The organism is Halobacillus ihumii, assembly GCF_902726645.1.
Lineage (GTDB): Bacteria > Bacillota > Bacilli > Bacillales > Halobacillaceae > Halobacillus_A > Halobacillus_A ihumii.
In genome coordinates this window covers 3,615,503-3,641,865 of sequence record NZ_CACVAO010000001.1, presented here as the reverse complement: position 1 = coordinate 3,641,865, position 26,363 = coordinate 3,615,503, and the positions used below count along the sequence as shown (strand labels likewise).

At 41.2% G+C, this 26,363-nt stretch carries 28 protein-coding genes and 1 riboswitch; of the genes, 9 read left to right on the top strand and 19 right to left on the bottom strand.

All coding sequences use genetic code 11. From position 1 onward, the window contains the following. Window positions 1-70 precede the first annotated feature (70 nt). Window positions 71-553, top strand: coding sequence for a DUF456 domain-containing protein (locus G6R08_RS18195; RefSeq protein WP_163529990.1), 483 nt, complete (start codon window positions 71-73; stop codon window positions 551-553). 44 nt (window positions 554-597) lie between these two features. Here the strand turns inward: G6R08_RS18195 and G6R08_RS18190 are convergent, their stop codons facing one another. From G6R08_RS18190 to thiT, 8 genes are all read right to left on the bottom strand, one after another. Further along, window positions 598-1,065, bottom strand: a complete 468-nt coding sequence (locus G6R08_RS18190; RefSeq protein ID WP_163529988.1) for a helical membrane plugin domain-containing protein — start codon at window positions 1,063-1,065, stop codon at window positions 598-600. Continuing rightward, entirely contained in the window at window positions 1,058-4,009 is a 2,952-nt protein-coding gene (gene fdhF, locus G6R08_RS18185; RefSeq protein ID WP_163529986.1) for a formate dehydrogenase subunit alpha, read from the bottom strand. The genes G6R08_RS18190 and fdhF overlap by 8 nt, the downstream gene beginning before the upstream one ends. A gap of 361 nt (window positions 4,010-4,370) precedes the next feature. Beyond that, window positions 4,371-6,323, bottom strand: a complete 1,953-nt coding sequence (locus G6R08_RS18180; protein ID WP_275897940.1) for a methyl-accepting chemotaxis protein — start codon at window positions 6,321-6,323, stop codon at window positions 4,371-4,373. Window positions 6,324-6,517: 194 nt separating this feature from the next. Next, the gene (locus G6R08_RS18175; protein WP_275897939.1) at window positions 6,518-7,696 is read right to left on the bottom strand and encodes an MFS transporter; all 1,179 of its coding nucleotides are present in this window, start codon (window positions 7,694-7,696) and stop codon (window positions 6,518-6,520) included. Window positions 7,697-7,753: 57 nt separating this feature from the next. After that, window positions 7,754-8,341 carry a DUF2087 domain-containing protein gene (locus G6R08_RS18170; protein ID WP_163529981.1) on the bottom strand — a complete coding sequence of 196 codons (588 nt, stop codon included), beginning with the start codon at window positions 8,339-8,341 and terminating at the stop codon, window positions 7,754-7,756. 136 nt (window positions 8,342-8,477) lie between these two features. Continuing rightward, window positions 8,478-9,239, bottom strand: a complete 762-nt coding sequence (locus tag G6R08_RS18165) for a sporulation protein (protein ID WP_163529979.1) — start codon at window positions 9,237-9,239, stop codon at window positions 8,478-8,480. Between the two features lie 18 nt (window positions 9,240-9,257). Further along, the gene (locus G6R08_RS18160; protein ID WP_163529977.1) at window positions 9,258-10,127 is read right to left on the bottom strand and encodes a DUF1028 domain-containing protein; all 870 of its coding nucleotides are present in this window, start codon (window positions 10,125-10,127) and stop codon (window positions 9,258-9,260) included. A gap of 125 nt (window positions 10,128-10,252) precedes the next feature. Next, window positions 10,253-10,825 carry an energy-coupled thiamine transporter ThiT gene (thiT, locus tag G6R08_RS18155; protein ID WP_163529975.1) on the bottom strand — a complete coding sequence of 191 codons (573 nt, stop codon included), beginning with the start codon at window positions 10,823-10,825 and terminating at the stop codon, window positions 10,253-10,255. A gap of 77 nt (window positions 10,826-10,902) precedes the next feature. Then, window positions 10,903-11,003, bottom strand: a riboswitch (TPP riboswitch). Window positions 11,004-11,166: 163 nt separating this feature from the next. Between thiT and rpsN the strand changes: the two genes are divergently transcribed. Next, window positions 11,167-11,436 carry a 30S ribosomal protein S14 gene (gene rpsN / locus G6R08_RS18150; RefSeq protein ID WP_240339772.1) on the top strand — a complete coding sequence of 90 codons (270 nt, stop codon included), beginning with the start codon at window positions 11,167-11,169 and terminating at the stop codon, window positions 11,434-11,436. A gap of 85 nt (window positions 11,437-11,521) precedes the next feature. Here the strand turns inward: rpsN and G6R08_RS18145 are convergent, their stop codons facing one another. The 6 genes from G6R08_RS18145 to G6R08_RS18120 form a co-directional block, all read right to left on the bottom strand. Beyond that, the gene (locus G6R08_RS18145; RefSeq protein ID WP_163529973.1) at window positions 11,522-11,743 is read right to left on the bottom strand and encodes a hypothetical protein; all 222 of its coding nucleotides are present in this window, start codon (window positions 11,741-11,743) and stop codon (window positions 11,522-11,524) included. Window positions 11,744-12,180: 437 nt separating this feature from the next. After that, window positions 12,181-12,390, bottom strand: coding sequence for a hypothetical protein (locus G6R08_RS18140; RefSeq protein ID WP_163529972.1), 210 nt, complete (start codon window positions 12,388-12,390; stop codon window positions 12,181-12,183). A 123-nt stretch (window positions 12,391-12,513) separates the two neighbouring features. Continuing rightward, a complete protein-coding gene (locus G6R08_RS18135) occupies window positions 12,514-13,044 on the bottom strand; it encodes a hypothetical protein (RefSeq protein ID WP_163529970.1) in 531 nt (176 codons plus the stop codon). Window positions 13,045-13,070: 26 nt separating this feature from the next. Next, window positions 13,071-13,439 carry a hypothetical protein gene (locus tag G6R08_RS18130; protein ID WP_163529968.1) on the bottom strand — a complete coding sequence of 123 codons (369 nt, stop codon included), beginning with the start codon at window positions 13,437-13,439 and terminating at the stop codon, window positions 13,071-13,073. A 210-nt stretch (window positions 13,440-13,649) separates the two neighbouring features. Further along, on the bottom strand, window positions 13,650-14,444 hold the full coding sequence (locus tag G6R08_RS18125; RefSeq protein ID WP_163529966.1) for a phosphotransferase: 795 nt from the start codon (window positions 14,442-14,444) through the stop codon (window positions 13,650-13,652). A 114-nt stretch (window positions 14,445-14,558) separates the two neighbouring features. Further along, window positions 14,559-14,750, bottom strand: coding sequence for a DUF6366 family protein (locus tag G6R08_RS18120; RefSeq protein ID WP_163529964.1), 192 nt, complete (start codon window positions 14,748-14,750; stop codon window positions 14,559-14,561). Between the two features lie 276 nt (window positions 14,751-15,026). Here G6R08_RS18120 and G6R08_RS18115 point away from each other — a divergent pair, with 276 nt between their 5' ends. Then, entirely contained in the window at window positions 15,027-16,130 is a 1,104-nt protein-coding gene (locus tag G6R08_RS18115) for an IS4 family transposase (protein WP_163529962.1), read from the top strand. A gap of 156 nt (window positions 16,131-16,286) precedes the next feature. Here G6R08_RS18115 and G6R08_RS18110 read toward each other — a convergent pair whose 3' ends face one another. From G6R08_RS18110 to G6R08_RS18100, 3 genes are all read right to left on the bottom strand, one after another. Beyond that, window positions 16,287-16,562, bottom strand: a complete 276-nt coding sequence (locus G6R08_RS18110) for a hypothetical protein (RefSeq protein ID WP_163529961.1) — start codon at window positions 16,560-16,562, stop codon at window positions 16,287-16,289. A 319-nt stretch (window positions 16,563-16,881) separates the two neighbouring features. After that, entirely contained in the window at window positions 16,882-17,232 is a 351-nt protein-coding gene (locus tag G6R08_RS18105; protein WP_068446334.1) for a DUF952 domain-containing protein, read from the bottom strand. 899 nt (window positions 17,233-18,131) lie between these two features. Beyond that, window positions 18,132-18,578 (bottom strand): MarR family winged helix-turn-helix transcriptional regulator, encoded by a 447-nt coding sequence (locus G6R08_RS18100; RefSeq protein ID WP_068446336.1) that lies wholly within the window; start codon window positions 18,576-18,578, stop codon window positions 18,132-18,134. A gap of 150 nt (window positions 18,579-18,728) precedes the next feature. Here G6R08_RS18100 and G6R08_RS18095 point away from each other — a divergent pair, with 150 nt between their 5' ends. The 4 genes from G6R08_RS18095 to G6R08_RS18080 are packed head-to-tail and all read left to right on the top strand — an operon-like array spanning window position 18,729 to window position 22,672. Further along, window positions 18,729-19,154, top strand: coding sequence for an organic hydroperoxide resistance protein (locus G6R08_RS18095; protein WP_068446338.1), 426 nt, complete (start codon window positions 18,729-18,731; stop codon window positions 19,152-19,154). Window positions 19,155-19,161: 7 nt separating this feature from the next. Beyond that, the gene (locus G6R08_RS18090; protein WP_163529959.1) at window positions 19,162-20,196 is read left to right on the top strand and encodes an NADP-dependent oxidoreductase; all 1,035 of its coding nucleotides are present in this window, start codon (window positions 19,162-19,164) and stop codon (window positions 20,194-20,196) included. Window positions 20,197-20,225: 29 nt separating this feature from the next. Further along, entirely contained in the window at window positions 20,226-21,155 is a 930-nt protein-coding gene (locus G6R08_RS18085; protein WP_068446343.1) for an NADP-dependent oxidoreductase, read from the top strand. A gap of 56 nt (window positions 21,156-21,211) precedes the next feature. Then, a complete protein-coding gene (locus tag G6R08_RS18080) occupies window positions 21,212-22,672 on the top strand; it encodes an aldehyde dehydrogenase family protein (RefSeq protein WP_068446345.1) in 1,461 nt (486 codons plus the stop codon). Between the two features lie 232 nt (window positions 22,673-22,904). Here G6R08_RS18080 and G6R08_RS18075 read toward each other — a convergent pair whose 3' ends face one another. Both G6R08_RS18075 and G6R08_RS18070 read right to left on the bottom strand, forming a co-directional pair. Continuing rightward, complete coding sequence (locus tag G6R08_RS18075) at window positions 22,905-23,639, bottom strand: alpha/beta hydrolase (RefSeq protein WP_163529957.1); 735 nt, start codon at window positions 23,637-23,639, stop codon at window positions 22,905-22,907. Window positions 23,640-23,651: 12 nt separating this feature from the next. Continuing rightward, window positions 23,652-24,518 carry an SDR family oxidoreductase gene (locus G6R08_RS18070; RefSeq protein WP_163529955.1) on the bottom strand — a complete coding sequence of 289 codons (867 nt, stop codon included), beginning with the start codon at window positions 24,516-24,518 and terminating at the stop codon, window positions 23,652-23,654. Window positions 24,519-24,664: 146 nt separating this feature from the next. On the opposite strand from G6R08_RS18070, the gene yfkAB reads away from it, so the two are divergent. Next, on the top strand, window positions 24,665-25,783 hold the full coding sequence (yfkAB, locus tag G6R08_RS18065) for a radical SAM/CxCxxxxC motif protein YfkAB (RefSeq protein ID WP_163529954.1): 1,119 nt from the start codon (window positions 24,665-24,667) through the stop codon (window positions 25,781-25,783). 102 nt (window positions 25,784-25,885) lie between these two features. Further along, window positions 25,886-25,999, top strand: coding sequence for a YjcZ family sporulation protein (locus G6R08_RS18060; protein ID WP_163529952.1), 114 nt, complete (start codon window positions 25,886-25,888; stop codon window positions 25,997-25,999). Window positions 26,000-26,363 lie beyond the last annotated feature (364 nt).

Genomic DNA, 26,363 nt, shown 5'->3' with positions numbered 1-26,363 from the left:
ACTGAAACTAATGAATGATGTACAACGTATAGTACATACAGTACATGATCTGTAGGAGGACATCGATTACATGGATATACTGATTTGGATTATTATTATTGCCCTGTTTCTAGCCAGTTTTGCTAGTATCATTTTCCCGATTATCCCAGGGCCGCTTGTGCTTTGGCTCGGGTTTCTCGCTTACTTTTTCTTTATAAATGGAGAGGAGTTATCGGTCTTATTCTGGATCGGAATGGTCATTTTAACGGTTATTTTAATTGTCGCTGATATCATCGCAAACAGCTATTTCGTGAAGCGATACGGCGGCAGTAAATGGGGAGAACGCTTCGCGGCCATTGGTGTCATCGTCGGCTCGTTTATTATCCCGCCATTTGGGTTAATCATCCTTCCTTTCATTCTCGTTCTCATCGTTGAACTCGTTCAAAAACGTTCAACAGAGGAAGCGTTTAAAGCCTCTTTAGGTTCTTTATTCGGTTTTCTCAGTGGATCCGTGGCAAAAGTCGTCATTCAGTTGATTATGATTATTTGGTTCTTCATTGAATTATGGCTGTAAGTTAAAAAAGGCTTCTCGAATTAGATTCGAGAAGCCTTTTTTGGTTACTGGCGGCCCATCCCCTTTAAAAACTGCATCATCATCGTGATACTTCTGTTAATTTCAGGGTCTTTCAGGGCTTTGGCCAGATCAAAGACAGAGGTTTTGGCAGCTGGATCCCCCGTATTCATCTGTTCAATTCCCTGGTTCATTCTCTCGGTTACTTCACGAAGCGATTTCACATCAAGTTCGCCAATCAGGAAAATCAGTTCCGGAAGGTTTTCGATTAAAGGTGTATATTGCTCACGATTTAACTCATTGGCCACATAACCTAATGCCTCTTTCTTCTTCTTCGTAAAGGCGTAGGCGGCATCGAGTGTCCCGCCTTCTTCCAACGCCTGAAGCAGTTTAATTCCTTTTAATATGGCATCCTTATTCTCAGCAACAGCTTCTTTTACTTCAGACACATCTTTCTCAATTTGTTCCTCACGAGGCACTTCCATCGGTTTAACACGTCTAATCGCCTTAGCCATTCTTATTCACCTGATTTCCTGGGAATTCATAATCATCCCGCTCCCATTTCTTCTGAACTTGCACACTGATTTGCGGCACTGGATTTCCCCTTCGATGATTATTAGGCGGGATCGGTGATTTCCCTTTTTTCTTCACTACTTCCATGCGGACCGCTATTTCCTTGTAGGCAGGCGTATTACTATCCTTATCTACACTGTTGTCTGTTAAGAAATTAACAGCTGACTTTCCATTATCATTTAACGGAATGTACAGTTCTTTTCCTCTTACTCGATCTGTAATCGTCACGACGCCATCCGCTTCCCCGGCATCGGAGAATAATTTTACAGTCGCTCCTTCGCTCAGACCTCGTTCCTTCGCTAATTCTGCTGACACCTCGACCCACGCATTTGGTGTTTTGCGTGTGATACCCTCAGACTTGTAGGTCATATTGCCCTCATGGAAATGCTCGAGAATACGGCCATTGTTGACATGTAAATCATAGTGGTCGGTTGTTTTATATTCCAGTTCAAAGTCCAGCGGGAACAATTTGGCTTTTTTATCGTCAAAAGGAAACCCATCGAGGAAAAGAACTGGCTCATCTGATCCATCTTCAGCGACTGGCCATTGCAGGGAATTATACCCTTCTAATCGTTCATAGGAGACACCAGCAAACAATGGAGTCAGACTGGCCGCTTCCTCCATTATTTCTCCAGGATGCTCATAGCCCCAGTTATGCCCAAGTTCTTTTGCAATCAGCTGAAGAATCTCCCAATCTGGTTTGGATCCAGGCAGCGGATCCAGGGATTTGTATAAACGCTGGATACGGCGTTCTGTATTCGTAAACGTGCCTTCTTTCTCGAGGCTCGGTGATGCAGGTAATACGACATCCGCATACTCAGCCGTTTTGGTTAAAAACAGATCCTGAACAATGAAAAGATCGAGTTTTTCAAAGGCGGCGGTTACATAATTAATATTGGCATCAACGATCCCTGTATCTTCCCCCATTACATACATGGCACTAAGGTTGTCATCATGGATCGCTTCAATCATTTGGTGGTTATCTTTCCCCGGTTCTTTCGGAAGATCGACTCCCCACGCTTGTTCATAACGCTTACGCACGTCATCATCTTCTGTTTTTTCATAACCCGGGAAGAAGTTCGGCATACTGCCAAAGTCACTGCAGCCTTGAACATTGTTATGGCCTCTCAGTGGATATGCTCCACAGCCCGGCTTCATATAGTTGCCGGTCACTAGCAGCAAGTTTGAAATCGCCGTACTCGTATCACTTCCGAGCGTATGCTGTGTCACACCCATCGCCCAGCAAATGGCCACACGTTCAAACGAAGCAATTTCTTCAGCTACTTCGATAAGCTCCTCTTTCGGGATGCCTGTTACATCTGAAGCATAGTCCATCGTAAATGGCTCCAGGCTTTCTCTGTATTCCTCAAATCCATTGACCCATTCGTTTAAAAAGGTTTTATCCTCTAAGTCTTGATCTAAAATATATTTCGTGATGGCTGACAGCCACACTAAATCCGTTCCGGAATTGGGCTGATAAAAACGATCGGCTCTTGTAGCCATTTCATGTTTTCTCAGATCAAAGACATAAAGTTTCTGGTCAAACAGCTTTTGAGATCGTTTGATTCTGGAAGCCAGTACAGGGTGAGACTCTGCCGTATTGGAACCGATCGTGATCACAAGATCTGCTTTAGCAATATCGTCGATCGAACCTGAATCGCCTCCATGCCCTACCGTTCTGAATAATCCTTTAGTGGCCGGGGACTGACAATAACGGGAACAATTGTCCACATTATTCGTCCCGATGACTTGGCGGGACAATTTTTGCATAAGGTAAGATTCTTCATTCGTAGCTTTAGAGGAAGAAATAAATCCTAAATCGTCTGCACCTTTTTCAGCTTTAATTTCTTTCATACGTTCAGCGACATAAGCAATCGCCTCATTCCACTCTACCTCTTCAAACGAGTCGCCTCTGCGAATCAACGGTTTCGTTAAGCGATCTTCACTATTGACGTAATCCCAGCCAAACTTTCCCTTCACACATGTGGAAATCCCGTTAGCTGGAGATTGAGCACTTGGTTCGATTTTAAGAACTTTTCGATCCTTCGTCCACACGTCAAACGAACATCCTACACCACAGTAGGTACACACTGTTTTCGTTTTCTTAATCCGCTCTTCACGCATTTCCGCTTCCGTATCTGACACTGCAAAAAGCGGCCCATAGCCTGTTTCAGCTTTCTTCGTTAATTCAATCATCGATCTTAAAATACCTGGCTGCTGGTCTGTAAGAAATCCAGCGTCCCCTTCCATTCCTTTTTCCATAATGGCATTACAAGGACAGACCGTTGCACACTGACCGCAATTAACACAGGATGATTGGTCAATCGGCACATCATTATCCCAGATGACCCGTGGTTCCTGGCGTTCCCAATCAATCGTTAATGTTTCATTTACTTCAATATCCTGGCAAACTTCTACACATCGCCCGCAAAGAATACACTGGTCCGGGTCATACCGATAAAAGGAGCCGGATTCATCACGGTTGTACGGCTTAGGTTCAAATGGGCGCGACTGATGCTCAAGGCCAAACTCCGCCATCGTATTATGAATTTCACAGGAACCGTTATTGTAATCACATACCGTGCAGTAAAGCTCATGATTTTCTAAAATACGGTCCAACGACTCTTTCTGTGCTTTATGTACATGAGGCAGTTTCGTTTGAACCTTCATTCCAGCTTCGACTTTCGTTCCACAAGCCCGTACCAGTTCTCCATTTACTTGGACGATACATGTATCACATGTTTCAATAGGGCCCAATGACTCGTTATAACAAATCTGTGGGACATTCTCTTCTGTTGTATTGAGTAGGTCCACAAGGTTCTGGCCTGGATCTGCTAAATATTCCTTTTCATTAATCGTTACAACTGTATGATCTCGTTCTAACAATGTAAGTTCCTCCTTCTTTATGTAATGAAATGTAATCACTTCTTATATCAATCATAAAGCACTGCCCCGATTATAGATAGGGCAAGGTCACTACTGCTGTAATAACTGACCGTCCGAATCGCTAGATCATAAGCTCCTCCCTCGCTTCAATCAATTTACTAAATTATTCCCTTTTCACGTATTCTCAAACCTCTTAGAAAGAAACAATAATGGGGACGAAATTGCTTTTATCAAATGAAAATCTAAACTAAGTAGAAACTATGATTGGTGCTTATAACACGCTCGTTCGTTTTTTCATCAAGAAGATTAGTTATGTCCCAGCCTCACTAAAAAATTGTGACCCGTGTTCGGGTCACAATAATTATCCGGCTTTTTGATTCCACTCGTTCGCTTCCTCTAACGGCACAACTTCTCCTGCTGCGTCTTGCTCATTCTCTTCTAGCTTGAAATTTTGTAAGGAATCGTTCATCGATGAAGCGACATTTTCAAGTTCCTCAGCCAAATGGTTGAGTTGTTCCATTGCTGAATTGCTTTCCTGGATAGATGCCGACACTTGTTCTGCCCCTGCAGCTGTTTCTTCGGTTACAGAACTAATTTCATCAATGGTGGCAACCAGTTGATTTTTCTCTGTATCCATTTGCTTCATGGAGGAAATAATCTGATTGATCGCTTGAACGTTATCCGAAATGTTCGCAAATACTCCTTCAAAGGATTGCTCGGTGGCATTAACTGACTGCTCTTGTTCTACAACGACCTCGCCTGTTTGTTCGATCAACTCTACGATGGCTGCCGTTCGAGTTTGCATATGATGGATCATTTTTGCGACATCGGTCAGCGCCGATTCAGACTGTTCAGCAAGCTTTCTCACTTCTTCGGCTACGACGGCAAACCCTCTTCCAGCTTCTCCGGCTCTGGCCGCTTCAATAGCGGCATTGAGTGCCAGCAAATTCGTTTGTCCGGCAATACCTGAGATCGTACTTACAACCTGATTAATGCTTTCTGAACTATCCTGTAATTCATGAATCGATTCTTTCATTTCAGTCGTCATATTCGTCGTTTGATTGGAGTGATCGCGCAGCTTCTCAACGATCGACTTCGCTTCTTCAGAACGATTGAGCAACTCATCAGACTGTGTTTTAATTCGTTCACTTTGAGTGACTACATCGTTAATCGTTGAAGCAAGCGTTTGCGATGAATTCACACTGCTTTCCATATATTCTGCCTGAGATTGGGCTCCGCTCGCAATATCTTGTATTGCCCGGGAAATCTCGTTTGAAGCCGCGGCATTTTGTTCGGCATTGGCGACCACATTCTCAGCAGAGCTGCTAACGAGATTAGAGGACGACTTCACGTTTGCAATTAGTTCACGAATGGATCCCATCATGCGCTCAAAATCCTCTGACAGCTCACCAATTTCGTCATTTCGATCAATCTTCACAGCAATGGCAAAATCTCCTTGCCCAGCCTTATTCATTAATTTTTGCAAGTGCTTAATCGGTCTAGTGAGATAACGTGTCAGTAACACCGCGATAGCTAAGGAAATCAATATCACAACCGCAAGCACGATCGCAATCGGCAAAATGATTGTGTTGGCCTGAGCCACAAAGTCTGATACATTTACCGTCCCAGCCATTTTCCAGCCTGTTTTAGAATTCGTTGCAAAGGCAATAATCTTTTGTTCTCCACCCTCGCTATATTCATAAGATCCTGCTTCACTTGACATTAACTTCTCATAAAATGGCGCCTTTTCAGCAGATTTACCGACCATTTCTTCATTTGGATGAGCCAGATAGATACCTGTTTCACTAACTAACATCGCGTCACCAGTCTGACCGACCTCTACTTTTTCAATCATGCTAAATAATGTATTCACCGTAAAATCGATCGAAAAAACTCCGGTAACACTGCCATTTTGTTCGATCGCCCGGGCAGCACTTACGATGGTATCGCCTGACGCGGCATCAGTATAGGGCTCCGTCCAAATAACTTCCCCTGTCTGTTCTACCGATTTCGTAAACCATGGGCGAGTCGTTGGATCATAATCTGCTCCCAATTCGGTAGAGGGAAAAATAAACATATCCTTCGTATCCTTGTCCCCCATATAAATGTTCAATATGTAGGGATTGGCTTCTTTGGTACTGGCAAAACTCGCAAGAATCTCGTCGCTCATTTCCTGCGGGTCAGCAAGCTGACTATTTTCAGCATAGCGATTTACATTATGACTGATACTGTCAAACAAGGTATCAAACGAGTCGCTCATCATAGTCATTTGCTGCTCGACATTCTTCGTCATCGTTTCCTTCGTGTTGTTCAAACTAAATCAATAACTTGTTCCCGCTACTACAAATCCTGTTAATAAAATTAAAAATAAAAACGGAAAAAGAATCTGACGCTGAATTCTCTTCGTAAAAAATCCATAAACTTTTTTAACTAGCTTCATTTTCACTCCCCCTCTTCTATACTCTTTATCGGCCTTTTCTCATACTTTTTTACCATATTTCGAGTAATTTATATAATTTTGTGAAAATATAGACGATAGAGAGCAAAAAAAAGGACCATAGATCCAACAACGGAGATTCCTCCTATATAGCCCACGTGTCTGGCGGCAAACAGGTCGAGCAGCCAACCTGTTCCGAACATTGTAAGACCAATCACGACATTTGTTAACGATTCTATCAATCCGAATACTTTCCCTTGCTCGGATTTCGCGGTTCTAACCATTACAATGCTATCAAAGCATGCAGCACCAACTCCCCCTAAAAGGGAGATTCCCGCAAAAGCCAATGCAGTTCCCCATATGACGGATGCTTGACTGGCCAGTATTTGCAAAATTCCTTCCAAGCCGATTGTGATGATTCCGATAAGGAGCATCTTTCCTTTTAGCCAATTAGAAATAAAGAAACTGAGTACAAGCCCTATCCCTAATGACCCATACAGCAAACCGATTCCTAACTCACCCATATCGAATGTTTCTGATCCGTAATAACTGATGAGAATGTTAAATAAACCATCCAATCCTGCACTAACCCCTAGAATTACCACGACAAAAACAACCACTGTATCCAATCTATAACGAGACTTTTGGACCACGTCGGACTGGGACCGAACCAACTTTTGCCGTTTAATTTTTAGAGGATAAATCAGAACGGCAGCTGCCAAGAACGTACATCCATTAAGGATAAAGGCCACGTCTTTTCCAATAAAGAATGCGACCAGTCCACCTGTAACGGATCCAAGAATGAGCACAATCCCGATGACCACCTGCTCTAATCCATTCGCCTTTGTATAATGCCGCTCTTCCACCAACACCCCAATACTGCTTTTTCGAACCGGCTGATAAATGGCTTCACCGCATGCCAGGACAAACATACTGCAGTAGAGAATCCATAGATCTTCTTTTGATTGAACAAAAAGGAACGAGAGTGCAAAGGGAACCCTGGCTAGATCTGTCACCATCATCATCTTGCGGCGATCCCATCTATCTGCGAGTTTTCCTGCAACAGGAGACAAGACCAAATAAGGAACAACACGCATTCCCATTAAAAGACCTACTGCCAAACCTGATCCTGTCAATTCCAGCAATAAAGCTAATACAGCCACCTGGCTGAACCGATCCCCCACCCCGTTCACAATCCCTGAGTAGAATAAATACTTGTAAGAATGCTGATGAAGAAAAATGATTATCATCTCCTAAATTAGATAAATATCTAATTAGTTATCCAAATAAAAAAGGTGACACCATGATCACCTTTTTACAACTATCGGCCACATCTCTTCCGGGTTGAGCTCATATCGATTATTTTCACGATACATGAACTGCTGCATGATCCATTCGCGTCTGATAGTTGCATAATCGTGATAAAACTGTTTAACGTAGTCGTTTACTTCAAATTCTTCATAAACTTTTCCGCGTTCAAATCCTTGAACCAAGTAAGATAAAATCACCAATTTCTTCTTCAGTTGACTCGGCATCTGCTTCAACCGTCCATCTTCTGCAATAAAACTGTTGAGGATCTTACGCTGTTCAGCTTCATTTACATGTAATTCGTCTTTCTTCACAGTCTCATCTCCCATTCGTAGTATCGCTGTGGCCATAAACTCCAATCTCTTTTGATCTAAATGGAAATAGATCGTATTTCTATCTCGTCGTGAATATACCATCCCAGTATCTTTTAACTTTTTTATATGGTGAGTAATCGTGGGCGGTCTCAGTCCGAGTTTTTGAGCAATCGCCTGGCCATGGAGCGGCCCATTCAGCAAGAGTGACACAATCCTTAATCGCGTCGGATCTCCTACAGCCTTATGAAAATCGACCATCTTATTTAACTGCATCGTTTCCCCTCCTTTATTTTAACAAGTATCTAATTAGATAGTAATCTAACTATGTGAGAAAGTCAAAAAAATAAGCTGCCGGATCGGTTTGATCCGGCAGCTCTTATCTAAAATAGAACACCCCGTATTTTGGTTCTTATCCAGCATGTTCGCGTATAGCTGTGCCTAACTTCTTCGCCAATGACGACGCCCCCGCCTCCAGCTCATCCTTAGAAAAGTACAGCTGAATATTGGATTCGTCCATTTCCAGCGCTTCAGCAAACAAACCGCCCAACCCTCTAGCTTTACGATCAACTTGCATAAACACCCGAACACCTTGATGATCGAGGAAGAAGATTAACTCTAACTCATCTAAATATCCTCTGAATTCACCACCAGGCAGAAACTCAAATTCCTGGACATAGCCATGCCTTTTTGAGTATTCCATCTCTACTTTTTTCAAACGAAAACCAAGGTCTCTTTCTGCCGCTTCCAGGATCGATTCTGTGTACGGGTGAACAGAAACTTTAATGTAATCACGATCTCCCGCATCAAGGGCCATTGGCATATCAAGGCCTGTTTCAAACCACAGCGGAAGCCTGTTCAGCGTTGCTGGGGCATGGATCGGAATCTCAATCGTAAATGGAATCTCTTTCGTCTCTTTAGCACGAATGACGAATGCCTCTGAAATCCGATATTCATCGAGCTTGACCGTTTCTTTAATTTTCTTATCGTCCGCTTCTCTGAGGGCTTCGGTCATCAGAAATACAGTAATTTGGTCAATCTCCTGGTCTACCTCTCCGCCTTGCACGACTACTTTGCCATCAACTGCTTCGCCAGGCTGAAACTCCAATTTCTCGAGCTGTGTATCCACTTTGGCAGCTCCAATTCCAGCACGCGCCATTAATTTTTTAAACATCTCTATTCCCCTTTCTTTTTATACAACCATTTGTTCTAGAAAATGATAGACTTCAAGATCTATGAACCCACGTTCCTGCTCGCGGGCTTCAAAATTCTCCCTATGCAAAAACGTTGTAAGCGAATGGTGGAGATCATCTGAATCAGGATCGTTGTTCGATAAAAACCCAGTCCGATACAAATGATGAACGACCTTATTTTTCAATTCCCCTTCAAGCGCCTTAATATTCTCCTGTTTTGATTCCCCAAAATAAAGCTGTTGAAGCTTGTAAATACGAGATAATTCCTGAACTGGTTCAGGGTGATCATCGACTCGTAAATCGACAAAGACATCACTTAGTCCACCGTAACCACCCTTTTCCTTCACGACATAAATCGCGGCTGACTGTCTTCCTCTACTATCACCGCCAGCTTGTTCAGCGGCTTCAAGCCCTTTTAACAAACGGTCTGCTAACGAACCTGTGCTCGTTTCAAAAGCCCGCCCCATTTCAGTGACAGTGGCTTCATTGACTAAAATATTACCTTGGGCAGTATAATGTTCACCAGTGACTCCCCCAGCCCAGTCATAACAGCGATTCCCCGTATACGAGGCCGCTCTGCCTTTCGCATCTACAATTCCAAGTTGACGGTCTGGTGCACCTGCGTCTCCAGCGATTAATTGGTCGACAGTTTCCTGAGCGGTCAATCCTTTGCTGAGCAGCTCCAACCCCTCGGGACCATAAGCAGGATTGGCAAAAGCTTGTGTGGCAACCGCACCAACTCCGGCCTTTGCCCATGGGACGACAGCTCCGACGCCTAAGAATTTCGATTGAACGGCAACCCCTAGTTCTTCTGTTTCTGGATCAAATCCTACAATAGAATACGTTGCAATAATGTTTGATTCGTTCATCGTCCTCTACTCCCTTCCTACTATACATTTATTCGACCTTTTTTAACGATTTTCCTTTCTATTTTTACTGGAGAAAAGAAAAAACCTATTTTCATAGCGCGAAGCTGTGAAAATAGGTTCCTGGTTTACGAACGATTGAGCAGTAAAGTCGGCCGCTGTGAGAACAGCAGACATAATACAATCGCACTCACGATAAACGCTGGCAGCATATATCCACCATTATAAACTAAAGAGTACAACCAAACTGGCTGACCTTCTGGGGCAAACTCTCCATAAAAGACAATCCCTGCTACAAAGTGTCCGAAGAAGCGGAACAAACTGCCGATAAAAGCGCCTAATATAATCCAGACTGCCAATTTCTTAATCTTTCTCGAGCGAGCTGCCTCCCATACCGGCTTGGCAAATAGTCCAGCAAGCCCAATCACACCAAACGCTACAAAATAATCAAGAAACGTTTGCAGCGGTGTCAAAATATAAGCCCCTAATAAAATTTGATAGAAACCGAGCAGCAGCCCTGTCAATACGCCGCCGCCGAGTCCCCATCTGAACGCCATGATAAATACGGGAACCATCGCAAACGAAACTGAGCCTCCCTGGGCCCAAAGTTTAAATGAAAGAAATGGAATAATATCAAGTAAGATGGCCAATGCCGAGAATATCGCTACCTCAACTAGAAACAACACACGTTTACTTCGCATCACTTTACCTCCTTTTTTCCACACAAAAAAGCGATGCCACAGGGAAGCTTCCTGATGGAGGAGTCCCGTTGCATCGCCATCAAAAAAGCCACCATCCCTACGTCAGTATTAACTGACAGGTTCGAAGGGTCTGAACAAGTCTGTTCACTCTCAGCATAAAGCTCCCCTTGAAGGCTTATATTCATTCGCTCTTTTTGCTATGAGTCTATTATAAAGCAATCTCAAGATTCTATCAATGACTATGACAATCCAGGCAAACAGCTCCTCTATTTGACAAAAATAGAATAAAGTCATAAAATTTAAATCGTAATAATTACTATTTAAAAAAAGGAGAATGGTCATTGGCTAAACAAGCTATGGTACAAAAAGAACGCAAACGTCAAGTGACGTATGAAAAGTATAAAGAAGTACGGCAGCAGCTTAAAGCTGAAGGGGATTACGAAGCATTGCGCAAACTACCAAGAGATTCTTCCCCCACTCGCCTTCATAATCGCTGTGCTGTTACAGGAAGACCTCATGGGTATATGAGACAGTTTGGACTATCGAGAATTAAGTTTCGTGAACTTGCCCATAAAGGTCAGCTTCCTGGTGTCAAAAAAGCCAGTTGGTAATAAACTCAGAAGCCTGGTTCAGCTTCTGAGTTTTTCAGCTGCATCCTTCTAAGTGAAACTTCTGACCGAAAGTTGTATAACAATATCAGTTCATTCTTTCTAGAATTTCATAGTCTTTCGTTTTATAGATTGTTATATCGTTATCCTCACCAAACTCAATTAAATGGTCATACGCTTTGCGGGGTTCGAGGACAGCTAATGGAATGTGGATTCCTTTATTTACTTTTATAAAGGCAGCTTTATGAGACCAGCCGACTCGTGTAAATTTTAATTGATTTATTTGACTGGGATAAAGTTCCTTTTTCATGATAGTTTTTTTGAGGAACATTATTTGATATACTAAATGGTCTTGCTGTATTTCAAATTCAAACCGAATAGAAGCTATACTTACAGCTAATAGTAAAACTAATAAAAATAGTAATAAAGAACCTCCATAACAACCTTCCAATATATTCCATAACATCACGATAATGAAAATAGTAAGAAGTGACAGCCTTTGCGGTCTTACCTTATATTTGATTTATCTCACCTCTTAAAACTACTTACTTTACTACCCGGTTTTGTGACCTGGGAAGAGCACTCCTCCCTTATGACTCCCTTTTAAGATACCCCTAAAGGTTTCCAAGAGGCTAATCAAAACAATTCACCCTCACGTTAACAATTTTGTAAAAAGGCACCGAATTGTTTATGACGAGAAATCCTTTGCTTATCAATAAATATGATTACCTCAACACTCGCCACTTTTCAGGGAGATCTATCATTATGATTTTCTTGGGAGTTCTTCAAAGTTCTTGGTATGATCCAAAAACCTATGATAACCCCTGCTATACTACTCCCTATTAAATGATCAACTTGTATTCCCTCATCGTTAATTAGTGTGCTTAGTAATAACGAGAAGACAGCCATAAGAGCAGCAGAGGCAAGGCTTAAAACAATCCGTTTTTTCAAATTCATATGATGCCTCCTAATAAAGAATTCAAGCCACCGCTTTGTTCCTTTAATTGCCTACTTCGACTTATATATTCATGCTGCTCCTTTATTCCATTATTACGCCCGTTCATATTAACTTTCCTTTCCTTAATCCAATGCGGTGCGAAACTCTTCAGCATTAATATAATTAATGCTTGTGACTTTACCTTCTTCATTAGTCTGTGCGTGACCCTTAACCTTCTTCGTTTTACTTTGATTACTTTTACTATTCGTATAGGACACTTTCACAGTGAACTCGTAATAATTTTCTTTTTCTTCAATCTTTATATCATCAACTTTCAACTCATAATTAGGATGTGCCATGGATAAGAACCTCAATGGCCCAGCAAGGTTTACAAAACTCTCAAAAAAATTTTCGCTTAAATAGGGTTTAAAAGTTTTTCGATACTCAGAAACACTCTTGGCAAACTTTTCAAAATCTTCGTTAGAGTAGTCCAACATCCTTTCCTGTTCCTTGTTGGGTCCAGTAAATAACTTTTCTATAACAGTCCGAACATTTTGCTCGCCTTCGCTTTTCTCTGAACTATTTCCCGTCTCTTCGGAGTTTGTACAACCTACAACTACTAGTATAATTCCTAACAACATCAAAGGCTTAAAGTATTTCTTGGTTTTTTCCATTAAATAACATCCTCCAATTCTCTGATTTACATTTTAGAGATTCCGCTAGCAAGAATGCTAAATAAGAAACTGATGGTTGTTAAACCAGCAACAGGTATGGCAAAACCTTTGTTATTTTTAAATTCATAAGCAGCTACAAATACCCCCGCCACACATAAGACCAACCATACAGGAGTAAAGATTCGCTCTGCTATGTTCAAAGGTAGTAAAGCGTAAGACCCAGTTAAGAAAAGCAACCAATTAATAACCAGCAGTCCCAAAACTCCGTATGAAATTTTTCGAGGTGCTGCCCCCTTCTCATTCCTTTTAACAGCCATAATTGCGGGAATAACGAACGTCAAAAATATAATCGCTCCTACAACTACACCAAATATTAGTGAAAATGTGATTACCATCACTCCTTTGAATTGATGACAATATGAAGCACCCTCACTTTAACATAAATAACCAATTTAGCTACCAAGTGTAATTCAATTATATGGCCCTATACATAAAGAATGAGCACAATTCATTATTTCAGAATCGTGCCCCAATACTGGAAGACTTGAAATCGAGATATTAGATAACCCTTCAATCTAGCCCCCTTAATTCAACGACCCTTCCGATTAAATCCACTCATTTCCATGTTCACGAATGAATTTAACTTCCTTTTCATAATGTTCAAGATTTCCCTCGTCTATCATTTTTTGAAAAGCACTGTCCCTTTCATTGGCTTTTCTTCTCATATATTTACATAATCCTTCTAATCGCAACAATACCATTTCTAAATAACCCTCTTCCATTCCTTCATTAGAATAGGAATCAAAGAACAATTTAACTCTTTTTTTAATCCGTTCAGCATCATGTACAGGATTATAATAAACTGCCTCACCTGTTTCGGTATAATAAAATCTACTTAAAGGAATACATGTGTAAAGGGTGTAAGCTATATCCCAAAGTCTTGGACCAGGAGCAGCAACATCAAAGTCAATAATACCTACAGGCTTTTCTTTATTAAAAATAATATTGTATATGGCAAAATCATTATGACATAAAACCTCTATGTTATTTGGAGTATTGTCAATTGGGTTCCATTCACTTAATGATGGAAAATCACTAACTGCATCATGATAAAGACGAAGCATATTTGCTATTTCTTTTAAAACATCATTAGACCACATATATTTTTTCAAAGGATAATTACCAGCTTCTCCTTCAATAAATGACAATATCTCTCTATTTTTTTCATCAACACCTAAAAACTTCGGTGCATAATCAAAACCTTTGCTTTCCAAATGCTGCAATAATTTATGAATTCTAACACTATCAGGCTTTAATTCTCGTCGAACAGTATCTTCCGAACGATATACGTTTGATACATTCCCTCCTGCTAGCTTTTCTTCGTTCCTGTCGTTTGACATTTATAATCCCTCCCCTTATTAACAAATAAGACACTCTTAAACAAATCCCTATTGCTCAACAACCCTGCCTCGTTAGTGAAAAAGCGATTGTCCATATTGAACAATCGCACCCCTTTAACGAAAGAAAATGGCATATATTATAACAGCTAATATTAATACCAGATTAAGTATTCCAGTACCTTTCCATCCTAAACCACCGACTAAATCAGAAAGAATGCTCCCGCGTATACTACTGGAAGGATTGTTTAATTCTTTTTGTCTTAGCCTCTCTCTTCTTTCTTCAGGTGTTTCGTTATCTCTGCCCATTTTATCACCCTTAAAAGTTTTATGTTCTATTACGCAAAATGGCCCTACAAACGAAATTTAGACGCTGATCTTTATTAAAGAAAAGCGCCCTTTTCTGGAATAATAATTAATCTAATATTAGTTGGTATTGTTTAAACTAACTGATCTGTCTTTTTTCTACACTAGTGTTGCATAAATAATATCTGAATGTTCAGAACTAATTCAGATCCATAAAAAAATCCTTTATAATGGTTGGCGCAGGGGTTCCTGTCCAAATCCAATATAAAGGACTCTCACATGGACAAGAATACCGTAAAAACGTCATTTGGTAAATACGTAAACGTAATGAATCTAGAAAATTTAGCTGTCCCTATCCAAGAGATGGACCGGTATACGAAAAAATATTCGTTTGAATCCTATCTCCATTTCATGATTTACGCTCATTTAAACGAAATAGACAGCCTTCGGGCGTTAGAAGATGCGCTGATTAATAAGAATCTTCAAGCTCAGCTGGGTTTTGAAACGCTTAGTGTCTCGCAGTTATCACGAAAGCATCGAGCCATCGATTCAGACATTCTGGCAGCGATTTTCGCTGAACTATCTATGAGAATCAAAGGGAAATCTGGTCCGACTAAATTCGGAAAGCCTCTCTATTTGATAGATTCCTCGACAATCACACTGAATAAGGACCAATTTCCCTGGGCATCTTTTCGAACCACAAAGTCTGGAGTAAAACTTCATTTGAGATTGGTTTTTATGGATGATAACCACCAGTTCCCTGATCAAGCGGTCATCACGCCAGCACTTGAGCACGATAACAATCAACTGGACATCTTAATGGATGAGAAAGATGTCATGTATGTGTTTGACCGCGGCTACATGGACTTTGAACGCTTCGATGAGCTTTGTCGGGAAGGGTATACATTCTTAACCCGAATCAAGAAAAACACTGTCGTGACAGAAGTTGAAGCGTGCCCAGTCGAAGACTCGCCTCGTATTAAATCGGACCGTGTCGTGCGGCTGGGATCTTTTCAAAAGATGATGGATGCCGAGATGAGAGTCATCGAAGTTTGGGATACGAAGCATAATCTTCTTCGGCTTACGACCAATGATATGGAAACACCGGCTGAAACCTTAGCTGAAATGTATCGAAATCGTTGGCAGATTGAACTTTTCTTTCGATGGATCAAGCAACACGTCACAATCAAACGTTTTTTCAGCTTTGATGAGGAAGCCGCTCAAAACCAGATTTATATCGCATTGATTACGTTCTGTTTACTGGTTCTACATAGTCAGGAAACTCAATCGAAGTTAAGCCCATTAAAAGTCGCTAGAAGGTTGAAAGCCCTGATATGGCAGTCTTGTCAGGAATGGAAAGAAGCCCTCCGGAGTGTCCCTTGATACAGACGCGATGGCTGTTGTCTCAAGTTTAACTGTATAAAAATACCAAATGGATAGAATCGCCTGTTTAGGTGGATGTTCTCTTTTTTTACTTTAACAGCTAAATATGAGATTACTGAATTTTTGGACTATATTAATGCAACGCTAGTGTTTTTTCTACAATGTGTTTTGTAATTTCCTTTGATATTTGGTTTTGAAAAAATTGTTATCTAACTTATCACTATTGAATTTTCCTATAGTGTTCCTTACATAGTTGTCGTGAATAATTAAGTCTCGATACCCTTCGTTACTCAGTAAGTTTTGAAACCATTGGTGCTTTTTCAAGTGCTTAATATTTTTTCCTATGTCTTCCTCATCGGTCTTGGAAATAAGAGGAACAATAGCAAACAAATTAATTACTATAACTACCGCTGCTTCAATTAATATTTTCAAAAGAACCACCCCTTTAAATTTATTTTAGCACAAAGTTAATGCAACAAACTGGCCCTTTTCACAAGAAATGACGCAAATCCTTATTCAGGAAATGCGTTCGTTTGAGTAGGACTGAAAATAGATGGTTTCAGGAAACCTGGTTCCGTCATTCCCATCCTCCGTTGTAAAGTTGAAACTATTTTATATTAATTTCCTGTTTTTCACGCTTTACAGCGTTTATAACAGAACTTGTCGCGCGCGCCCGATTCTGGAAGACCACAAAAGTAGAAAATATATGTATAAATGACTCATAAGTTACTTAATGAAGACCATCCGATAGTTAAGTTACAATTTCGTTTATTTCATAAGGTAAATCAAAGCTTCCGTCACTGTTCGTTTCAAATTCTACCACTTTGAACACAGCATCTACATTTAAAGAACCGTAGATATGCGGATATAATTTTCCTGTTTCATATAAATCCTCATAAACAATCTTGGAATTTACCTTATTAGAAGCTATGCACAACAGTACTAGTCCAAAGTATCCTTTATACAAAAAATTGGCTATTTCAATAACTTGTTCAGTTGTCGAACAATGTATAAACCCATCAGTCACAATACTAGCAGGTGTATAAATCCCCTGTTCTTTTGCCTTTATCCATTCTTCGCCTTCAATAATATGTAGTATCATTTCGGTTCTCCTTTTTTAAGAATACATTATCAATTTTATATGCTATGCCATTGGCTGCACATTTCTCCCCTCAAGTTGAGCATCAAGCAAGCTTTTCACCTATTGATCTTCCCTCCTCAAGAATATGGCCCTTTAAGCAAAAGAAGGCGCAAGACTTATTATACAGATAGGTAAGGGGGTGAAGTTATCGCTCCCTTTTGTCGGGTAGGTCAGGGATATTACTATCCACCCTAAGAACCGCACTTGTGCCTTTCAGCACATACGGTTCAAGCATACATTTATCCATGTGTACGGCATGGTGTATTTGTTGTTGTAATCTCTCTACATACCGATTAATGTTTGCCAGTTCATACTGTTCCAGTCAGTAAGGGATGGTAATGCGGACTTCTTTATTGAAGTGTTCATCGACTGTTACCATCCTTTTGAATGATTCACCAACGCCTTATCCCATGTTGCACACCAGTTGAAAGTCAGCTATCTTTCGAGTTATGTTATCAAACACTATCCACCCAGTTATTTTTCGGTTCCTGTCGCCTTTCGGCTTCATAACCCAAAGCCTGTCAGCCTTAACGCATGCAGGATTTATTAACGAGATGGTTTCAAAAAACATGGTTCCGTCATTCCCATTCTCCGTTGCAAAGTTGAAATTGTTTTAATTTCCTGCTATAAACACTATGCAGCGTTTATAACAGAACTTGTCGAGCGGCACCCTATTGTTGAGTTTTATTAAAAAATGGAATCTTAATAGTTACAATTTAACTTGTCAAATGGAGCATTGTTTGGCACTTATATATGGTTTTTCAGCTGGGGTACGGGACTATATTGTGCAAACAGTCGGAATGATGGTCTTTTGGTATATAGGTAGCGCTCACTATACATTTAATCGCGAAACTTGATTATTATTTCGAATTTTCTTGCTGTATTTGTTTTAACAATGTAGTGAAATCCGAAAGAGTTTTAGTGAACTCCTCTTGTGTGAGGCCACTTTTATTAATAAGCTCTGAAGGGATTTCTTTTGCATGATTCCTCAATTCCCATCCTTCCTCTGTTAAAGAGATTAAGACTTTACGCTCATCCTTAGAATCACGCTTTCGATTGACTAGGTTTCTCTCAGCCATACGTTTGAGTACTGGGGTTAAGGTTCCAGAATCAAGATAAAGTACTTCTCCAATCTCTTTTACCGTACATGTTTCTTTTTCCCATAAAACAAGTAAAGCGAGATATTGAGTATAGGTTAAATTTAACTCTCCAAGTAATGGACGGTACATTTTATTTATTTCTCGCGAAAGCGAATATATTGAAAAACAAAGTTGATTGCTAAGTTTCATTGCCTCATTTTTATTCATCAGTAAAAACTCATCCTTTCATTCTTCTCTTTTAAATTAAATGGAACTCTACTTATTGTCAATCTTATCATGTTGACCGAAAATTTATTTTGTGTATAATATTAATTGTGCACAATTTAATTGCATAAAATTTAATTTGAGGTGATAATCATGAAAGCTTTGTATACAACTACATCTTCAGTAAAAGGCGGACGTAATGGTCGCGTCGTTTCAGATGATAACAATATTAATATGCCATTAACCATGCCGAAAACTCTAGGTGGTTCTGGAGGAGAAGGTACGAATCCAGAGCAATTATTCTCAGCGGGTTATGCAGCTTGTTTCGATAGTGCACTGAATATGGCAGCTAGACAAAAACGAATTAAAATAGGTGAAACACAGGTTAAGGCTAGTGTTTCCATTGGTAAAGATACAAATGGTGGATTTGCTCTTGCTGTTCAATTGGATGTTCACGTTCCCGAGGTTGATCAAAATACAGCAGATGAACTTGTAGAATTAGCACACCAGATTTGCCCCTATTCAAAAGCAACACGGGGAAATATTGAGGTCAAATTAAGTGTAAACGAATTGGAGTAGTGATAACATGACACAAAATTTACAAAATCAACAAATCTTATTGTCAAAACGTCCAGAGGGGATGCCGACTGAAGAAAACTTTGAATTTAAGAACACTGCTGTTTTAGCGCCAGAAAATGGACAAGTCCTTGTTCGAACCATATATCTATCAGTTGATCCATATATGAGGGGGAGAATGAGTGATGCAAAATCTTATGCAGAACCATACAAATTAAATGAGATGATATCTGGCGGAATAATTGGGGAAGTCGTTCAATCTAGATCTGATCAACTGAGTGTAGGCGATAAGGTGATTGGCATGCTTGGATGGCAACACTACAATGTTATCGAAGCATCCGGAGTACGTAAAGTCGATGACACAATAGCGCCACTATCTTCTTATTTAAGTGTTCTTGGTATGACTGGATTGACTGCATATTTCGGTTTGCTGGATATCGGAAATCCACAAGAGGGTGAAACAGTTGTTGTTTCTGGAGCGGCTGGAGCTGTTGGAATGATAGTTGGCCAAATTGCAAAGATTAAGGGGGCGCGTGTTGTGGGAATTGCCGGTTCTGATAATAAAACCGCTTTTCTGGAGAAGGAGCTTGGATTTGACAAGGCCGTCAACTACAAAACCGCGGGTAATATCAATGATTCTCTCAAACAGGCATGCCCAAACGGAGTGGATGTTTATTTTGACAATGTAGGTGGAGAGATTTCGGATGCGGTAATGAGTTTGCTGAATGACTTTGCACGCATTCCCTTGTGCGGTGCTATTTCATCCTATAACCGCACAGATGGTGATATCGGTCCAAGGATCCAGCCGAATCTGATCAAGAGCCGGTCCTTAATCAAAGGATTTATTATCGGTGATTATTCTGACCGTTTCGATGAGGGTATTCAAACACTTGCGAAATGGGTATCTGAAGGTAATTTAAAATACGAGGAAAACATTGTGGAAGGATTTGAAAACGTTCCGCAGGCATTTCTTGGCTTATTCAAAGGTGAAAACCTTGGCAAACAACTTGTTAAAGTCAACGACGAAATAACTAACCAGGAATAGAGAATTTGCATTATGAAGGAGGCGCCAAATTGAAAGCAGTTATTATCGAAAATTACGGCGGCATCGATGAGTTAAAATATATGGAAGTAGACGAACCAAATTTGAAAGACAATGACGTTTTGATCGAGGTTGCAGCAACCTCCGTTAATCCCGTTGATTGGAAATTACGTGAAGGGTATCTAAAAGGGATGCTGCAATATGACTTTCCATTTATTCTCGGTTTGGATGCCGCAGGAACAATAAAAGAAGTAGGAAAGAATGTGACGAAATTTAGGACTGGAGACCAGGTATTTACCAGGCCAGATATAACCCGCAATGGAACCTATGCGGAATATGTTGCTGTTGATGAACAGCTCGTTGCAAAAAAGCCAGAAAACCTTTCATTCGAGGAAGCTGCATCGATTCCACTTGTTGGATTAACATCGTGGCAATGTCTAGTTGACTTTGCTGGCATCAAACAAGGTGACAAAGTGTTAATTCACGCTGGGTCAGGAGGGGTTGGAAGTTTTGCCATTCAACTAGCAAAATCGTTCGGTGCCTGGGTGGCGACGACATGCAGTACGAAAAACGTTGAATTTGTTAAATCATTGGGGGCCGACAGAGTTATCGATTACTGCAACGAAGATTTCACACACGTTCTTGCTGATATGGACATTGTATTTGATACGCTTGGCGGCGACATCCAAAAACAGAGTTTCGATGTTTTGAAAGAAAATGGCTATCTTGTTTCAATTGCCGACCAACCAGATCAAGAACTTGCAAAAGAGAAAAGTGTTAAAGCAGGCTATGTCTTCTTAGACCCAGATGGAGAGCAACTGGAAAAAATAAGAGAACTGATTGAAAAAGGTGAAATCCACCCGAATGTTGGGACCGTCATGAAACTTATAAATATTCAGGAAGCCCATCGGTTAAGTGAGACGCATCATGCGAAAGGAAAAATTGTTCTTAGCGTGAAATAACACGTGAAAAGAGGTGAGCCGTAATGGCGATCCACTATATAAAGGAGAGGGACACCATGGATAGGGACTTCAGTAACTTATATATATCCGGTGAATGGAGAAAAGGTAGAAGCAATCGAACATTAGAAGATATCAACCCATATAACGAAGAGTTGATTTTGGAAATTCAGGCAGGGAACAGTGATGATTTAAATGATGCCTACGAATCTTCTCAAAGTGCACAAAAGGATTGGGCTGCTACGTTACCTCAATTTAAGCAACAAATATTTGAGAAAGCAGCCAATCTGATGACAGAAAATCAGGAAGAAATAATTAGATGGTTAGTAAATGAGTCTGGCAGTACAAGGATAAAAGCAATGGTTGAATTCCAAGCAGCTTACAATGATATAAGAGAAGCATCAACTTTCCCTTTGAGAATGAACGGAGTGATTACACCTTCGAAAACGGAAGGAAAAGAAAATCGGGTATATCGTGAGCCACTTGGTGTAGTAGGTGTCATCAGCCCATGGAATTTTCCGTTGCATCTGACAATGCGGTCAGTCGCCGCAGCACTTGCAACTGGTAATGGCGTTGTTGTTAAGCCGGCGACAGACACCCCTGTTACCGGGGGGCTGTTAATTGCCAGTCTCTTTGAGGAGGCGGGTTTGCCAGGAGGATTGCTGAACGTTGTTGCTGGCCGTGGTTCTGAAATTGGCGATGATATGGTCACACATCCGATTCCTCGTTTCATTTCATTTACCGGTTCAACAGAAGTCGGCAGACATATCGGTGAACTGGCAGGCAAATCATTAAAGAAAACAGCATTGGAACTTGGCGGGAACAATGTTTTCATCATGTTGGAGGACGCAAATATTGAGGATGCAGTGGAATCGGCCGTCTTTGGTAAGTTTCTTCACCAGGGACAGGTTTGTATTGCCGCAAACCGCATCTTGGTTCCGGCGTCAAGGTATAATGAGTTTGTCGAGGCATTCAGAAATAAAGTTGATAAATTGCAAGTAGGAGACCCGGAAGATCCCAAAACAAATGTTGGACCAGTGATTAACGAAGGTCAGTTGAAAGGTATTCTTAAAGATATTAATCTGAGTGTGGAACTTGGTGCGAAAAAAGTTATGGGAGGTACAACTGAAGGCAATATCCTTGAGCCGACGATCCTCACCGAAGTGACAAACGATATGCCGATTGCCAGCAATGAAATTTTCGGCCCAGTCGCCCCTATTATCGCGTTTAAGGATGTAGATGAGGCAATTAAAATTGCTAACGATTCACCCTATGGATTAAGTGGAGCGGTTCATTCTGCCTCTTTAGAAAACGGTGTAAATGTCGCCAGAAGAATTCATACTGGTATGGTTCATGTAAATGACCAATCGATCAATGATGAGGCACACGTGCCGTTTGGCGGTGAAAAGGATTCAGGGATTGGTCGTTTTAACGGAGACTGGGCGCTTGAGGAATTTACGACTACTAGGTGGATTTCTGTTCAACATAAAAAACGTAATTATGGTCCCTTTTTTAGTTAAGTACTGTGATAGACGTTTTACAGACAAGTCCTTTTTATCCAGAGAAATTTAATTAGCGAAGGTGTAATAGGGAGCCCGATTCATTTTGATTGAATTGAGCTCACCTTTCCTTATTCCATTAAATGGCCCTTTTCATGGAGACTTGATTTCAAGATAATATAAATAAAAATTATTCCTTGAATGCCAAATTTCCCTATGACTTTTCCCCAAGACCGCTTACACTCTTAGTTCCTTACATAGCCCTCTCATACATTTGAAAAAATTCCAGGCTGCGCTCAATAATTAAATCTTGATCGTTATCGAGCGTGGCCACATGATAACTGTTTTCCATTCGAACAAGCTCTTTATGTTCTGAGAAAATCATGTCAAAAATCGTTTCGGAATTGTCCGGCGGCACGACATGATCTTCGTCCGAGACAAATATTAAGGCTGGACAATGGATTTCAGCAAGCCCTTCATGAACTTTTTTCATTAAAGCCATGAGTGATCGAATCGCATTGACCGGAGTTTTATCATACGCCAGCTCCTCCACACCTGGCTTTTTTATATCGGAACCAATGGCATCCACGAACCGGCCTTCCGCTGATTCCATCACCTCTTCCATAGATGGAATGTCGATCGCCGCGTTAATGGGCACAATTCCTTTGATCTTCTTGTACTTCTCAGCCAAATATAAGGTCAGGGTTCCGCCCATAGACAATCCGACTACAAAGATGTTCGAACAGCGCTCGTTAAGCCATTGATATGCGGCCTCGACAGATTGAATCCAATCCTCGTGGTTGGAATCCTCCATGTCCTCAGGTGTCGTTCCATGTCCTTCCAGCCTTGGACAAGCAACGGTATAACCAGCTTTGGCGTAGGCATCAGCGAGAGGTCGCATACTGTGAGTCGTTCCAGTAAATCCATGACTAACCAGGATTCCAATTTCATTTCCTTCTATAAAAATAGGTTCAGCGCCTTTCATCATTACACATCTCTCCTATCTATATTCGTTTCTCCAGTTTCTACCTAGTAATTTTTTCAGCACGGTGCGTTCCAGCAAGGACCATGGCAGTACTTTTTTCAAAAATAAATTCATGCGAACACCCGGACCGATCGGGTAGCGAAGTTTATTCACGGTTGATGGACTAGCGAGCTTCGTCAATAGATCGGCTACTTTTGCCGGGTCGTCATGTGCTTCACGGTTTAACGCCTTCCATAACGCTTTTATATAAAAAGCATAAGGTGATTCAGGATCATAGGCGGCTGTCGGCAGTTCCATGCCACTGTTCCATATATTCGTTTCATAGGAACCTGGTTCGATCAGCGACACATCGATTCCTAACGGCTTCACCTCAAAACGCAGGCTTTCGGTCAAACCTTCTAATGCATGTTTAGAGGCAACGTATGGAGATAAACCAGGAAAACCGATACGACCACTTATACTGCTGACATTGAGGATCTTTCCTCTTCCTTGTTGACGCATGATCGGCAGCACAGCCTGGGTCACGGCAATCACCCCAAACAGATTCGTCTCGAACTGACGCCGATACGATTCAAGCGGAACCTGTTCCAGAAAGCCACCGAGCGCAAACCCGGCATTATTGACGAGCACGTCGACTCGTTCTAGTTGGCTGAGCTGCTGCTTAAATTGTTCAATGGAGTCATCCTTTGTTACATCAAGCGGCCACACGTCAATGTTTTCTCGTACATGTTCAGGAATTTCTGTTGATTTATACATCTTTGCTTTGTTGATATTTCTCATGGTGGCAATCACATGCATGCCTTTTTCGGCACATTTTAACGCTGTCTGGAATCCAAATCCGCTTGAAGCTCCTGTAATGATGATCGTAGTTTGCAAAGCCATCTTCCTCCTATTTCCTTATGATTCAAGATAAGCTGACGATTCCCTGCTTATCGAATGATTTTCACAAATCCCACCTATTGAGGGGATAATCATGATAAACTAGACAGTGATTTTCAGAAATACTTCTACAAGAGAGGTCGTTTTTCATGAACCAGAAGTTACAAAAGCTATCCCCTTCTTATGATCCATGGGAGGCTTATATGGATGTCGATGAACATGGCGAGATGACGCTTACGAATATCGAATTTACGACTACATACCTTTGCAATATGCGCTGCGAACATTGTGCTGTCGGGTATACGTTGCAGCATAAGGATCCTGACGCATTGCCAATTGATCTGATACTGAAACGATTAGATGAAATTCCCCATCTAAGAACTTTGAGCATTACCGGTGGAGAACCGATGATGTCGAAGAAGTCTGTCGAGCAATATGTATTGCCTCTCCTTGCCTATGCACACGAGCGGGGAGTTCGAACACAAATCAACTCCAATTTAACATTGCCTTATGACCGATACATACCGATCATTCCCTATCTTGATGTTCTGCATATTTCCCATAACTGGGGAACGATTGAAGAATTTATTCATACCGGTTTTGCCAATATGGAACGAAAACCCTCTGAAGCCAATCGTCAGAAATATTTTGACCGAATGGTGGAGAATTCGCAGCGTCTTGCAAAAGAAGGCGTGATGGTGTCTGCGGAAACGATGTTAAATAAGCGCACGTTTCCTTATTTAGAAAAAATCCACGATCACGTGCTGGAAATGGGGTGTGCTCGCCATGAGCTTCATCCAATGTACCCCGTTGATTTTGCCTCGAGTCTGGAAACGTTAACGCTCGAAGAGATGCGGGAAGGGATTATCCGCTTGCTTGATCACAGGGACCAGAATACATGGATGTTATTTGGAACATTACCCTATTATCCATGCAGTTCAAACCAAGAAGATTTAGCGCTGCTGAAACGCCTTTACGAAGAGAAGAACGTTACCGTTAGAAACGATCCGGATGGACGCTCTCGTTTGAATGTGAACATTTTCACCGGAGATATTATTGTCACAGACTTTGGCGATGAACCTGGGCTTGGCAATATTCAGGATACATCTTTGCCAGAAGCTTATGAGGCGTGGAACCGGACCGAAACGGCGGCCAGTTTAAACTGTCATTGCCCTGCCGTTAAATGCCTGGGGCCAAACATTTTAGTGAAAAACACATATTATCCCGAAGAAGATTTCCAACAGCGGCAAACGAAGATCTCCCTATAGATTCTCCCTGTTAGAAGAATTTTTTTCTATCCAGGACATCCGCCTTTACCGACTAACTGGGCAATCATACATTAAAAGTATGGATAAAAAGGGGGGATGTTAATGGGGTACTACGGAGGCTGTGGTTGTGGAAGACGTCACCGCGGTGATGAATTTGTCCTGGTCATTGTTCTATTTATCCTTTTAATTATCATCGGGGCAGCAGTATGTAAGTAAGCTCATAGCCCGGAGACCTCTTTTATAGGTCTTCGGGCTATGTGTCTGTTTTGACGCCTTTCTCGCTCTCTATTAAAATAGTAATGAGAAGAAGGTGGTTTGGGGAAATAACTCGCTTTCCGTGGGGTTAGTACAAAATTGTTTATACCAAATGTAAATCCAAACTAAGTAAAAACTATGATTGGTGCATAAAAACCGCTACGAAAATATACTTCGCTTTCCGCGGGCGGCTGTTGAGTCTCCTCGTGCTGGCGCACTGCGAGGCCTCACCTAGGCCTTTCCTCCCGCAGGAGTCTCCATATATTTTCTCCGCTAAAACAACACATCGTTCGTCCTTTTACTTAAAAAATACAGAACCTTAACC